Raw genomic sequence first — 13,083 nt, 5'->3', positions numbered from 1 at the left:
GCCGGCGCCGCCCCCCCCCCCCGACCCTCTTGTCGGCCGCAGTGCGGCCGAGCTGAGGGACTACCGGGCGGCGTTCCACGCCGCCCACTTCGCCATGGCCGTCGTCGACCACGACGGCTTCGTCACCTCCGCCAACGAGGCGCTCGGCACGCTGCTCGGCGCCCCGGCCGCGGACCTGGCCGGACAGGTCGCCGCCGACCTGGTCGACCTGGCCTCCGACGCCCGCACTTGGCACGCGTACCGCGAAGTGCTGCGCGGCCGGCAGGCCAGACTGCGCTGCACCCGCCGCCTCAAGCACCCCGACGGCCATGCCCTGTGGGCCCAGATCACCGTCGCCCCCGTGCCCGGCACGGCCACGGTGCTGCTCGCGCTCGCCGACGTCAGCGCCCGCCGTGAGCTCCAGGCCCAGCTGCGCCATCTGCAGATGTACGACGCGGTGACCCGGCTGCCCAACCGCACCCTGTTCTTCGAGCGGCTCTCCGGAGCGCTGGAATCCGCCTCGTACGACGACGGCGGCACCGGCCGGATCGGCCTGTGCTACCTGGACGTCGACGGCTTCAAGGCCGTCAACGACACCCTCGGCCACCGCATCGGCGACCGGCTCCTCGCGGCGGTCGCGGGACGGCTCACCCAGTGCGCCGACCAGGTCGCGTACGACCGCTGGAAGCACGGGCACGGGGTGCCGCTGGTGGCGCGGCTCGGCGGTGACGAGTTCGCGCTCCTGGTGGAGGACTCGACGGGTACGGAGCAGCTCGCGGACCTGGCGGAATCGGTTCTGAAATCGCTCCAGGAACCCTTCGACCTCGGCGGTCAGCGGCTGTCCGTCTCCGCGTCGATCGGTGTCGTCGAACGCAGGGCCGCCGGCACCACCGCCACGCATCTGATGCAGGCCGCGGACACGACGCTGTACTGGGCGAAGGCCGACGGCAAGGCCCGCTGGACGCTCTTCGACCCCGAGCGCAACGCGCACCGCATGACCCGCCAGGCGCTGTCGTCGACGCTGCGTCCGGCCGTCGAGCGGGGTGAATTCACCCTGGAGTACCAGCCGTTGGTGGGGCTCGACGACGGCGGGGTCCGTGGTGTCGAGGCCCTGGTGCGCTGGAACCATCCGCAGTTCGGCACCTTGACGCCGAATCGGTTCATCACACTCGCCGAGGAGGACGGCTCCATCGTCCAGCTCGGCCGCTGGGTGCTGCGGACGGCCTGCGCCCAGGCACGGCGCTGGCAGCTCGAGCATCCGTCCGTGCCGCCCGTGTTCGTCTCGGTCAACGTGGCGGTCCGGCAGGTCTGGGACTCCGACCTCGTGGCGGACGTCGCCGCGATCCTCGCCGAGACGGGACTCGCGCCCGATCTGCTGCAGCTGGAGCTCACGGAGTCGGCGGTCATGGGCTCGGCGGGCCGCCCCCTGCAGGCCCTGCAGTCGCTGTCCGACATGGGCGTCCGGATCGCGATCGACGACTTCGGCACGGGCTACTCGAACCTGGCCTACCTCAGCCGGCTGCCCGTCTCCGTCCTGAAGCTGGACGGCTCCTTCGTCCGCGGATTCCAGTACGAGGACGGCGACAGCCACGCGAACCCGGCCGACGCGACGATCGTCGAGGCCCTGGTACGGCTCGCGCACCGGCTCGGTCTGACGGTCACGGCCGAGTGCGTGGAGACCGCGCTGCAGGCGGACCGGCTGCGCTCGATCGGCTGCGACACGGGCCAGGGCTGGCACTACTCAAGGGCGGTGCCGCCCGACAGCATCTCCGCCCTCCTGAAAGCGACCGCGGACCGGGCATCCGCCTGACGTACGACGACGGCGCCGACCCCACCGGCCCGGCCCGGCCCGCGACAAGCTCGCGAAGCTGCTCGGCCAGCGCTCGCCCCCGCCCCCGCCCCCGGAATACGGCAGCCTCCGCCCCCGTTACCCGTGACGCACCACAAGCGATCGGCAGGAGGCCCCCACGGTGAGCGACGACATCCGAGGCGAAGCACAGGGCAGCGCCCCAGTTCCCCTCTCCGTGCTGGACCTCGCCACCGTGGGCAAGGGATCGACCGCCACGCAGGCGCTGCGCACCAGCGTCGGCATAGCGAAGCTCGCCGAAGGCCGCGGCTTTCACCGCTACTGGGTCGCCGAGCACCACTCGATGCCCGGAGTCGCCTCCAGCTCACCCGCGGTGATCCTCGCCCACCTCGCCGCCCACACCGAGCACATCCGCCTCGGCTCGGGCGGTGTGATGCTGCCCAACCACGCGCCGCTGGTGATCGCCGAGCAGTTCGGCACCCTCGAGGCCATGGCCCCCGGCCGCGTCGACCTCGGTCTCGGCCGCGCCCCGGGCACGGACGGCGCCACCGCGGCCGCCCTGCGCCGCAGCGAGAACCTGCACGAGGGCGCCGACGACTTCCCGCAGCAGCTGTCCGAGCTGATCCGCTTCCTCGACGACGACTTCCCCGACGGGCACCCGTACGCCCGGATCCACGCCGTGCCCGGACCGGTGCAGGGCCCCTCGCAGCGCCCGCCGGTCTGGCTGCTCGGCTCGTCCGGCTTCAGTGCCCGGCTTGCCGGCGCGCTCGGTCTGCCCTTCGCCTTCGCGCACCACTTCTCCGCGCAGAACACCCTCCCGGCCCTCGACCTGTACCGCGAGAGCTTCCGTCCGAGCGAGATGCTCGACGCCCCGTACGCGATGATCAGCGTCGCCGCCCTCGCGACCGAGGACGAGCGCGAGGCGCGCCGCCAGGTGATGACCGGGGCGCTGTCGATGCTGCGGCTGCGCACCGGGCGGCCGGGCCTCATTCCGACACCCGAAGAGGCCGAGGCGTACGAATTCAGCGTCCTGGAGCGGGAGTTCGTGGACGGCTGGCTGAAGAACATCGTGCACGGCACGCCGGACGCCGTACGCGACGGGCTCGACGACCTGCAGAAGCGCACCGGGGCCGACGAGCTGATGCTCACGGCCAACGCCCACAGCGGACAGGCGCGACTGCGCTCGTACGAACTCATCGCGGACGCGTACGGGATGTGAGCTCCGAGCCGGACGCGTACGGGATGTGAGCTCCGAGCCGGGCAGGTACGGGATGTGAACCCCGCGCCCCCTATCGGCCCGGCATCTGGATGATCGGTTCCTTGGTGAACAGGGTGCCGAGTTCGGGCGCGTTCACCCGCCGCCCCGCAAGGCGCAGCCCCTCCCACACCGTGACCTGGTTGGCCGTGAGGACCGGCTTGCCCAACTCGGCCTCCAGGTCGCGCAGATGGGCCGCCGTGTGCAGGGCCGTGTCGGGCAGCAGGAGGGCCTGGGCGTCGGGGTGGTCGGCGTTGCGGGCCAGCGCGAGGACCTCGTCGCGGCCCCAGGTGCCGACCTCGGCGGCCGTGATGATGCCGCTGCCGCGCATCGTGACCACCTCGATGCCGTCCGCGTGCAGGAACTCCACGAAGTGGTCCGCGACGTCCTCCGGATACGTGGCGCCGATCGCGACCCGAGCGACGCCCAACTCCCGTACGGCATGGGCGAAAGCGAACGACGTACTGGAGGCGGGCAGGCCGGCCGTCTTGGCGAGGGAGCGGACCTGGTCGTGCGCGCCGTCCCAGCCGAAGACGAAACTGCCGCTGGTGCACGCCCAGACCACCGCCTCGGCGCCGGTGTGCCGCAGCTGTTCGACACCGGCCGCCAGGCGCTCGGGCGACCCCATTTCGAGCAGGGCGTCCACGCGATGGGCGTCCTCGCCGATATCCGTGTGGATCACGGTCAGGCGGATATCGCTGCCGAGGAGTTGCTCGATCCGCGGGTAGTCGTCCTCGGCGCTGTAGCCGGGGTAGAGGAATCCGATGGCGGTCATGGGCGGCCTCCCGGTGCGAGTAGCGGGGCGGTCTTCCGTTCGGTACGGCGTGCGGTCACTCGGGCAGCGCCGGATCCTCCGGCACCACCGGCGGGTCCGGCAGCGCTGCGGCCGGCGGCTCGGGTAACACGTCACCCCCCACCAGCATGCGCCTCGCCGCTGTATCGAGCAGTGCCTGATACGGACCCACCGCATGCGTACCCATGTGACGCAGGGCCGACCACATCGTGACCTGGTTCGCCGAAATCACCGGAATCCGCAGCTCCGCCTCCAGCTGGGGGATCGCGTCGTACGTCGGCAGGTTGGTGCAGCTGATGAACAGCGCGTCGACCTCGGCGGGCAGCCGTTTCACCGCCGCGCGCGCCATGGCGACCACATCGCGGTACGGGACCTTCCAGATGTGCCGGGTCAGACCGAGGTAGGAGCAGCCCGAGACCGTGATGCCCGCCTCGGCGAGATAGTCCTTGAGCGACTGGGTGACCGAGGACGTGTACGGCGTGACCAGCGCGATCCGCCGTGCGCCCAGCTCGTTCAGGGCCTCGATCAGCGCGCCCGACGTGGTCAGCGAGGGCACCTCGCCCGCCGCCTCCATGGCCGCGCACATGGTGCGTTCGCCGACGGCGCCGTCCACGAAGCTGCCCGACGTGCACGCGTACGCGATCACCTCGGGTTCGGCGGCGATGAGCGCCCGTACCGCCTCGTGCAGCGTCTGGTGCTCGCTGACCAGACGGGCCAGGTCCAGGCTGACCTCGACCGGGACGAAGGGCGTGCGGGTCACGTAGAGCGAGATCTCGTCCGGGACCCAGCGCCACAGCTCCCGGTCGAGAGCGAAGTCGAAGGGTGCGACAACACCGAGCCCGCGTTGCGGGTGCGGTCCACTGAGGCAGGAGACGTCCATGAGCTGGCCCCTTTGAACAGAGCAGGGTGGGGATGAGAGCTCGGTGCGGAGCTCTGAGGGTCGGCCCGGAGGCCGGAGGGGGTGCGGAATCCGGCAGATGGCCGGGGACGCCGGGACAGAGAATGTGCGAAGTCCGATGTGAGGCCCGATCAGCGGAAAGGTCGGTACCTGTCTGTGGTCGTACGGACTTGTGCAGAGCCCGTGTTGACGAAGGTAGATTCGGGTGCCAGCGTGGTCAATCCGTGCACTTCAGACGGTGCGATTTTCCCGGCGCCTCTGTGCAGGCCCCCCAAGCCAACTCCAGGGAAGCGGACCCGCATTGCAGAACGGTTTCCCCTCCATGTCCGGTCGGTCGCGTGCGACCCGCCCCACGCTCTTGGTGCTCGACGCGGACCCGCCGCCGCGCCTGGGCAAGCTCACCGGGCGCGCCCGTATCGTGCACACCGACGAGGCGAAGCTCGCCGAGCGGCTGCCCGAGGCGGACGTACTGCTCGTCTGGGACTTCCACTCGAAGGCCCTGCGCGCCGCCTGGCCGGGCGAGGGACCGCGCCCGGTGTGGGTGCACACAGCGAGCGCGGGCGCCGACCATCTGCTGAGCCCTGAACTGATCGAATCCGACACGGTGATCACCAACGCGCGGGGGATCTTCGACGAGCCGATCGCCGAGTACGTGGCCGGTCTCGTCCTCGCCTTCGCCAAGGATCTGCCGCGCACCCTCGATCTGCAGAGCCGCCGCGAGTGGCGGCACCGCGAGACCCGGCGGGTCGGCGGGACCCGGGCGTGCGTGGTGGGGTCGGGGCCGATCGGGCGCGCGATCGCCCGCAGTCTCAAGGCACTCGGCATCCAGGCGGCCGTCGTGGGCCGCACCCCGCGCACCGGGATCCACGGCCCGGGCGATCTGGACCGGTTGCTCGCGCATGCCGACTGGGTGGTGTGCGCGGCACCGCTCACGGAGTCGACCCGCGGCATGTTCGACACCCGGCGCTTCGGCGTGATGCAGCCCTCCGCGCACTTCATCAACGTCGGCCGAGGCCCCCTGGTCATCGAGGAGGACCTGGTGGAGGCGCTCAGCAGGCGCTGGATCGCGGGCGCCGCACTCGATGTCTTCGACCGCGAACCGCTGCCCGACGACAGCCCGCTGTGGGAGGTCCCCGGCCTCGTCGTCTCGCCGCACATGAGCGGCGACATCATCGGCTGGCGCGATGAACTGGCGCTGCAGTTCGTCGACTTGTACGAGCACTGGGCGGCCGGGAAACCGCTGAAGAACGTGATCGACAAGAAACGTGGGTATGTCCCTGGACATTGATCGTCGGCGGACGGATCGTCAACGAGTGATCGTCGGCAACCTGGGGAGCGCGCATGACCGAGCTCGGCAGTCTCACGGCCGTACAACTCGTCGCGGCATACGGCAAGGGGGAGTTGAGCCCCGTCGAGGTGACCCGGGCCGCGCTCGCCCGGATCGAGGAGACCGAGCCCGCGGTCAACGCGTTCGTCCGCGTCGACGCCGAGTCCGCCCTGGACCAGGCCGCGCGGTCCGAGGAGCGGTGGCGGGCCGGTCAGCCCCAAGGGCTGCTCGACGGAGTCCCCGTATCGGTGAAGGACATCCTCCTGATGCGCGGCGGCCCGACCCTGCGCGGCTCCAAGAACAGCCGTACCGAAGGGGATTGGGACGAGGACGCTCCGTCCGTGGCCCGGCTGCGTGAGCACGGCGCCGTCTTCCTCGGCAAGACCACGACCCCCGAGTACGGCTGGAAGGGCGTCACGGACAGCCCGCTGTCCGGTGTCACGCGCAACCCGTACGACCCGTCCCGCACCGCGGGCGGCTCCAGCGGAGGCGCCGCGGCGGCCGTCGCACTGGGCGCGGGACCGGTGGCGCTCGGCACCGACGGCGGCGGAAGCGTGCGGATACCCGGCGCGTTCTGCGGCACCTTCGCGCTCAAGCCCACGTACGGGCGGGTCCCGCTCTACCCGTCCAGCGCCTTCGGCACGCTCGCGCACGTGGGCCCGATGACCCGGGACGCCGCCGACGCGGCCCTCGTCATGGATGTGATCAGCGGCGCCGACCACCGCGACTGGTCCGGGCTCGGCCCGTCGGCGGGGTCCTTCCGTGACGGCCTGGACGACGGGGTGCGCGGTTTGCGGATCGCCTACTCGCCGTCCTTCGGCGGCCAGGTCGCGGTCGCGCCCCAGGTCGCCGCCGCCGTACGCAAGGCCGTCGAGCGGCTGGCCCAGCTCGGCGCGTACGTGGAGGAGGCCGACCCCGACTTCAGCGACCCGGTCGAGGCCTTCCACACCCTGTGGTTCGCCGGGGCGGCCCGCGTCACCCAGCACTTCGGCAAGGACCAGCGGGACCAACTCGACCCGGGGCTGCGGGAGATCGCCCTGCGCGGCGCCCGATACAGCGCGCTCGAGTACCTCGCCGCGATGGACATCCGTATGGACCTGGGCCGTCGGATGGGCCGTTTCCACTCCACGTACGACCTGCTGGTCACCCCGACCCTCCCGCTCACCGCGTTCGAGGCGGGCCGTGAAACCCCCTCGGGGCGCGGCCGCTGGACCGGCTGGACCCCCTTCACGTACCCCTTCAACCTCACCCAGCAGCCCGCCGCCACGGGCCCGGGGGGGGTGGACGCCGCCGGCCCCCCCATCGGCGTCCAACTGGTGGCGGCCCGCCACCAGGACACGCTGGTCCTACGGGCGGCCCAGGCGCTGTACGGGGCGGGGGCGGCGGAGGTGCCGGCGCCTCGGCTGTGAGCGCGGCGGCGGTCCGGCGCCCGGGCGCGCTTGCCCTCAACCGCACTTGAGGTCCTACGTTTTCCGTAAGGCCGCGCAGCGGGCAGGCGCCGTACCGAAGCACCGGAAGGGGACAGCCATGACCAGCACCCAGGAGATGTCCGACGCCCAACTGGCCGGTCAGCCCGTCGCGTACTGGACCGGTGTCGCCTACGAGGCGACCATCGCGTACATCCGGGCCCGGCAGGCCGAACAGGGGTACACCCAGCCCCAGTTCTGGCTGCTGCGCAACCTCTCGGTGAACGACATCTCGCCCGACGGCGAGGGTATGACCCTCGCCGCACTGCGGACGGCCATGGCGTCCTACCTCCGGCGCGAGGACGATCTCGCCGCCGAGGCCGAGGTGCTCGTCGCGCGCGGGTGGCTGACCCGGGACGCCGAGGACCGGCTGTGGCTGACCGAGCTGGGCGAGCGGACCCGCGTCGAACTCCGGCGCAACACCCCCGCGATCCGCGGCGCGCTGCACGCGGGCATCGACGACGCGGATTACGTCACCACGGTGAAGGTGCTCAAGCAACTGATCCGCAACGCGGGCGGGCCGGCCGCCTGACCGTCCGGCGGCCGGCCCGCGCCGCTAAAGCCGCCGGAAGCTCAGCGTCTCGCCGAGTGCCCCCGCCCGCCACAGGTCCTGGCAGGCGTCGGCCATGCGGTCGAGGCCGTCGACGATCTGGCCCCAGACGATGCCGGGGACCCAGCCGACATCGCCGTTGAGCAGCAGGTTGTTGCGTTCGTAGAACAGGGCGAGATCGACGACCGTGCCGCGCTGCTCGGTGTCGTATCCATACGCACTTGTCCCCAATTCCGTATCGGAAAAGGTGAAATAGCACAGGTCGCCGGGAATCGGAGTCACCGTGGGATTCTCCAGCGGCGGCTCCTTTTCGGCGAAGGCCGGGAAAAGGGCGTAGATCTCGTTGCGGGCATATTTGGCGTGATACACGGGTGACCCGAGAGGCAGCGCGTCCCAGACGGCCGCGCAGGTCACCGGGGCCTTCTCGGTCAGGAGCCGGGCGGTGCAGCGGACTCCGCGCTTGTCCAGGGACACTTCGATGTGGCGTTCTGTCAGTGCCGTCATCTCTTCATCGTCTCCCCTTGGTCAACACCCCCTTGTGCATAAGTGAGAACACCCCGTCCGTATCGGGGCTGAAATTAATCGGCATACCTCGAATAACTTCGGGTAGCCGCGCGGCCATGGCTCCACCACTTGGGAACGACTACGGGAAGACACAAGGTCTCCGCACACCATGGGCCGGTCGCGCGCTGCGCCGCCGGTCCCTCCTCGCGGGCGCGGCCGCCCTCGGAACGCTCGGCGTCACCGCCTGCAGCCGCGTGCCGGAGCCGGGCAAAGTGGAGGGTGGTGACCTGCTCGATCGGCTGAGGGATGCCGGCACGGTACGGATCGGTGTCGCCGGAGAGGTCCCCTTCGGCTACATCGACGAGAACGGCGACGTCACCGGCGAGGCGCCGGAAATCGCCAAGGTCATCTTTCCCCGGCTCGGCATCCCCAAGGTCAAGGCGGTGCCGACCGAGTTCGGCGCGCTGATCCCGGGCCTGACCCAGGCCCAGCAGTTCGATGTGGTGTCCGCCGGCATGTACATCAACCCGGACCGCTGCGAGCAGGTCCTGTTCTCCGACCCCGACTACCTCATGCTCGACTCCTTCATCGTGAAGGCGGGCAACCCGCATGGCATCAAGACTTATGAGGACATAGCCAAGAAGGGCCTGAAGCTGGCCAGCGGCACGGCCTATGCCGAGATCGACTACGCGAAGGCCAACGGCGTCAAGGAGGTCATGGTGCTGCCCGACCAGGTGGCCGGCCTCGATGCCGTACGCCAGGGGCGCGTCGATGCCTTCGCCGGGACGAACGTCACCGTCAAGGAGGTGGTGAAGGGCAAGCGAGGCGTCGAGGCGACGGAGCCCTTCCAGCCGATCGTCGACGGTGAACCGGCGTACGGAGCGGGCGGGTTCGCCTTCCGTCTTTCCGAGAAGAACCTGCGCGACGCCTTCAACGAAGAGCTCGTGAAGATGAAGGAGAGCGGCGAACTCCTGCGCGTGGTCAAGCCGTTCGGGTTCACGCAGGACGAGATGACCGACCTCACCGTCGAGAAACTCTGCCCGCCCGCCGCGGGGGGTGGAGCCTGATGATGACCGCAGAGTTCTTCAAGAGCTGGTTCCTGCCGGGTATCTGGATCACGGTCCAGGTCACCTTTCTCAGCGCCGCTCTCGCCTTTGTGATCTCCTTCGTGATCGGCCTGGCCCGCACCGCACCGAGCAAGCTCGTGCGCATCCTGGCCGGCATCTACTTCGAGGTCTTCCGTTCCACGTCCTCGCTGGTCTTCATGTTCTGGATCGCGTTCACGGTCCCGATGCTGTTCCAGATCAAGTTCATCGGCATGGCCGCCGGCGTCATCGCCCTCGGCATGACCTACGGGGCGTACGGATCCGAGATCGTGCGCGGCGCGCTCCAAGCAGTGCCCCCCGCCCAGCGCGAGGCCGGTATCGCCCTGAACTTCACGCGCGTGCAGCGGCTGCGCCGGATCGAGATCCCGCAGGCCTGGCCCGAGATGCTGCCGCCGTTCAACAACCTTCTGATCGAGCTGCTCAAGGGCACCTCGCTCGTCTCGCTGATCATCGTCGCCGACATGACCTTCGCGGGGAACCTGCAGCGTCTGGTGACGGGTGACAGCGCGCCCGTCTACACACTGCTGCTGGTCGTCTACTTCGTCCTCGCCTTCCTGCTCACCCGCGGGATGCGCCTGCTCGAACGGCGCGCCAAGGCCAAGCTCGGCCAGGCGCCGCCGAAGGGCGGCTTGTTCGGCGGCCTGCGCGAGCGCGGGGCCATCGACGCCGTGACCGGCACGGCGGGCACGGCGGGCACGGCGGGCACGGCGGGTACTGGGGGTGCCAAGTGAGCTGGGACTGGTCCAACGTCGACGCGTTCATGCCGCGGTTCTGGGACGGCGTCCTCGTCACCCTGCAGGCCCTGGCCGGCGGTGCGCTCATCGCCTTTGTCCTCGGCCTCGTGTGGGCGGTCGCGCTGCGCGCCCCGCAGGCCTGGATCCGCTGGCCCGTGGCGGTGTTCACGGAGTTCATCCGCAACACCCCGCTCCTGGTCCAGCTGTTCTTCCTCTTCTACGTGGTGCCCTCATGGGGTCCGTCTATGTCCCCGCTCGTCACGGGCATCGTCGGCCTCGGCCTGCACTACTCCACGTATACGAGCGAGGTCTACCGGGCCGGTATCGAGGGCGTGCCCGTCGGCCAGTGGGAGGCGGCCACCGCGCTCAGCCTGCCCAAGACCCGTACGTGGACCGCGGTGATCCTGCCGCAGGCCGTGCGCCGGGTGGTCCCTGCGCTCGGCAACTACGTGATCGTGATGCTGAAGGAATCCCCTCAGCTGGCCGCCATCGGCGCCCTCGAAATGCTCGGCGAGGCGCGTGGGTTCAGCAACGAGACCTTCACCTTCGAGGCGATCAGCGTGGTCGGCATCGCCTTCATCGTCATCGCCTACCCGGCATCTGTTCTTCTCCGAGTCCTGGAGCGTCGTCTTGTCCGCTGAAACCGCACCTACCGATGTCAACCCGGCCGTCGACGGCAGCGAACTGATCCGCTTCGACAAGGTCACCAAGCGCTTCGCCGGCAACACGGTCCTCGACAACCTGTGCTTCTCGGTGGACTCCGGCAAGCACGTCACGCTGATCGGCCCGTCCGGCTCCGGCAAGACCACGATCCTGCGGCTCCTCATGACCCTGGTGAAGCCCGACGAGGGCACCATCAAGGTGGGCGGCGACTACCTCACGCACGAGGAGCGCGGCGGCAAGCTGGTGCCGGCCGGCGAGAAGCACATCCGCGAGGTCCGCAAGAACATCGGGATGGTCTTCCAGCAGTTCAACCTCTTCCCCAACATGCGGGTCCTGCAGAACGTCATGGAGGCACCGGTCCAGGTGCTCGGCCTGTCCAAGGACGAGGCCGAGGCCCGCGGCCGCGAGCTGCTGGAGATGGTCGGCCTCGAGACCCGCTGCAACGACTATCCGTCGCAGCTCTCGGGCGGCCAGCAGCAACGGGTCGCGATCGCCCGTGCGTTGGCGATGCGGCCGCAGGTGCTGCTGCTCGACGAGGTGACCTCCGCGCTCGACCCGGAGCTGGTCGTCGGTGTCCTCGACGTCCTCAGGGATGTCGCGCGCACCACCGACATCACGATGCTCTGCGTGACCCACGAGATGAACTTCGCCCGGGACATCTCGGACCAAGTGCTGATGTTCGACGGCGGCAAGGTCATCGAATCGGGCGCCCCGGAGAAGATGTTCGGTGATCCTGATCACGAGCGCACCCGGGAATTCCTCAGCGCAGTCCTGTGACTTCACTGAGTGAGTGATCGTCAGCAGCTCGGTGAGCGGCACAACCATGGAGCTAGGGGGGGGAGCCTGTGACTGTGGCATATGCCGGGGGGGCGCGCCCCGGGACAGGCGCCCTGCCCCCCGCCGGGAGCGCGCCATCAATCTCGTCAACAGCCCCTCCATGCAACCTGTTTGGCGGCTATCGTGGTACCGAGCCCAGCTGTCCGGAACCGGTCCATGCAGGGGGAAACCGTGGCGCTGAAGCCTGACTCGACCGCGCCGTTCCACTCGGTGCAGCACGCCTTGCGCGTGCTCGAAACCGTGGCGCGGCACGCTGCGGGCGTGACCGATGTCCAGATCGCCCGCGAAACCCGCCTGCCCGCAAAGCAGTTGTCCGCCTTGCTTCTCATGCTGCGCCGTGAGGGCTATGTCCAGCAGGACACCGACGGCGCGTACCTCACCGGCGACGCGCTCTCCCGGCTCGGCTCCGCGTCCCCCGACCGCCAGCAGGCCATCACGGACCAGCTCCAGGTGACGCTCGACCGGCTGCGCGACTCGGTCGGCGCGGCGGTCTACATCAGCCGTTACATCGACGGCGAGGTCCGCATCACGCAGTACGCGGCCGGGCCCGGCACTCCGGCCGTCAACGAGTGGGTGGACTTCCGCTCGGCGGCCCACGCGAGCGCGGTCGGCAAGTCGCTCCTGACGCAGCTCGACATGAACGGCCGCCGGGACCACCTGTCCCGCCACAAGCCGGCCCGTCTGACCTCGCGCACCATCACCAACGAGCGCCTGCTCTTCAGCCGCCTCGACGCCCAGCCGCCCACGGTCCCCGTCCTCGACCTCCAGGAGTACGCGGTCGGCACGGTCTGCGCGGCGGTCCCGATCACGGCGGGCGCGGCAGTCGGCTGCCTGGCCCTCTCGATGCCGGTCGAACACGCCCACCGCCTGCGCGCCGCAGCGGACACCCTGAACCGAGGAGCGGCGCCGGTGCTTCTGTCGCTGGCGATCTGAGGGATCCGGGGGCCGGGGCGGGTGGCTCCGGGGGTGGCCGGGGCGGGTGGGTGAGTTGGTCGGGGGACCTTCTGTCTCGCTGACGGCCCGTTTTGCGCGTTTCGCCTAGACGATCGGTCCCCCTGTCGCTTGAGACGGGGGTGTGGGTGGCGAAGCCCCCACAGCGCGCGGCGACGCCGCGCAGAAAACAACGATGGCGAGGAATGTCCGCGCTTTCTGCGGACATTCCTC

General features: G+C 70.1%; 13 protein-coding genes. 10 read left to right on the top strand and 3 right to left on the bottom strand.

Annotated features, from left to right (window positions below; all coding sequences use genetic code 11):
- The coding region (locus tag JAO81_RS36420; RefSeq protein WP_374194396.1) for a putative bifunctional diguanylate cyclase/phosphodiesterase at nt 1-1,789 on the top strand (1,789 nt) is incomplete at its 5' end.
- Nucleotides 1,790-1,949: 160 nt separating this feature from the next.
- On the top strand, nt 1,950-3,005 hold the full coding sequence (locus JAO81_RS36415) for an LLM class flavin-dependent oxidoreductase (protein ID WP_199552276.1): 1,056 nt from the start codon (nt 1,950-1,952) through the stop codon (nt 3,003-3,005).
- A 70-nt stretch (nt 3,006-3,075) separates the two neighbouring features.
- On the opposite strand, the gene JAO81_RS36410 is transcribed toward JAO81_RS36415, so the two are convergent.
- A complete protein-coding gene (locus JAO81_RS36410; protein ID WP_199552275.1) occupies nt 3,076-3,816 on the bottom strand; it encodes a decarboxylase in 741 nt (246 codons plus the stop codon).
- A 55-nt stretch (nt 3,817-3,871) separates the two neighbouring features.
- Nucleotides 3,872-4,714, bottom strand: a complete 843-nt coding sequence (locus JAO81_RS36405) for an aspartate/glutamate racemase family protein (protein ID WP_199552274.1) — start codon at nt 4,712-4,714, stop codon at nt 3,872-3,874.
- Between the two features lie 340 nt (nt 4,715-5,054).
- On the opposite strand from JAO81_RS36405, the gene JAO81_RS36400 reads away from it, so the two are divergent.
- From JAO81_RS36400 to JAO81_RS36390, 3 genes are all read left to right on the top strand, one after another.
- Nucleotides 5,055-6,020, top strand: a complete 966-nt coding sequence (locus JAO81_RS36400) for a D-2-hydroxyacid dehydrogenase (protein WP_199552273.1) — start codon at nt 5,055-5,057, stop codon at nt 6,018-6,020.
- Nucleotides 6,021-6,073: 53 nt separating this feature from the next.
- Entirely contained in the window at nt 6,074-7,468 is a 1,395-nt protein-coding gene (locus JAO81_RS36395) for an amidase (protein WP_199552272.1), read from the top strand.
- 118 nt (nt 7,469-7,586) lie between these two features.
- Nucleotides 7,587-8,057: a MarR family transcriptional regulator gene (locus JAO81_RS36390; protein WP_199552271.1), complete on the top strand. Its 471-nt coding sequence runs from the start codon at nt 7,587-7,589 to the stop codon at nt 8,055-8,057.
- Nucleotides 8,058-8,081: 24 nt separating this feature from the next.
- Here JAO81_RS36390 and JAO81_RS36385 read toward each other — a convergent pair whose 3' ends face one another.
- On the bottom strand, nt 8,082-8,570 hold the full coding sequence (locus JAO81_RS36385) for a DUF3830 family protein (protein ID WP_199552284.1): 489 nt from the start codon (nt 8,568-8,570) through the stop codon (nt 8,082-8,084).
- Nucleotides 8,571-8,695: 125 nt separating this feature from the next.
- Between JAO81_RS36385 and ehuB the strand changes: the two genes are divergently transcribed.
- The 5 genes from ehuB (at nt 8,696) to JAO81_RS36360 (ending at nt 12,852) form a co-directional block, all read left to right on the top strand.
- Nucleotides 8,696-9,646, top strand: a complete 951-nt coding sequence (ehuB, locus tag JAO81_RS36380; protein ID WP_199552270.1) for an ectoine/hydroxyectoine ABC transporter substrate-binding protein EhuB — start codon at nt 8,696-8,698, stop codon at nt 9,644-9,646.
- Nucleotides 9,647-9,648: 2 nt separating this feature from the next.
- Nucleotides 9,649-10,416 (top strand): ectoine/hydroxyectoine ABC transporter permease subunit EhuC, encoded by a 768-nt coding sequence (ehuC, locus tag JAO81_RS36375; protein WP_199552269.1) that lies wholly within the window; start codon nt 9,649-9,651, stop codon nt 10,414-10,416.
- Complete coding sequence (gene ehuD / locus JAO81_RS36370; protein WP_165332507.1) at nt 10,413-11,060, top strand: ectoine/hydroxyectoine ABC transporter permease subunit EhuD; 648 nt, start codon at nt 10,413-10,415, stop codon at nt 11,058-11,060. Before ehuC ends, ehuD begins: the two co-directional genes overlap by 4 nt.
- Nucleotides 11,050-11,859, top strand: a complete 810-nt coding sequence (gene ehuA, locus JAO81_RS36365) for an ectoine/hydroxyectoine ABC transporter ATP-binding protein EhuA (protein ID WP_199552268.1) — start codon at nt 11,050-11,052, stop codon at nt 11,857-11,859. The genes ehuD and ehuA overlap by 11 nt, the downstream gene beginning before the upstream one ends.
- A 231-nt stretch (nt 11,860-12,090) precedes the next feature.
- Entirely contained in the window at nt 12,091-12,852 is a 762-nt protein-coding gene (locus JAO81_RS36360) for an IclR family transcriptional regulator (protein WP_165332509.1), read from the top strand.
- Nucleotides 12,853-13,083: the final 231 nt, after the last annotated feature.

The organism is Streptomyces sp. N35 (assembly GCF_016464295.1).
Lineage (GTDB): Bacteria > Actinomycetota > Actinomycetes > Streptomycetales > Streptomycetaceae > Streptomyces.
Note: the sequence above shows the minus strand (reverse complement) of the source record. Positions and strands in the feature narration are given on the sequence as shown.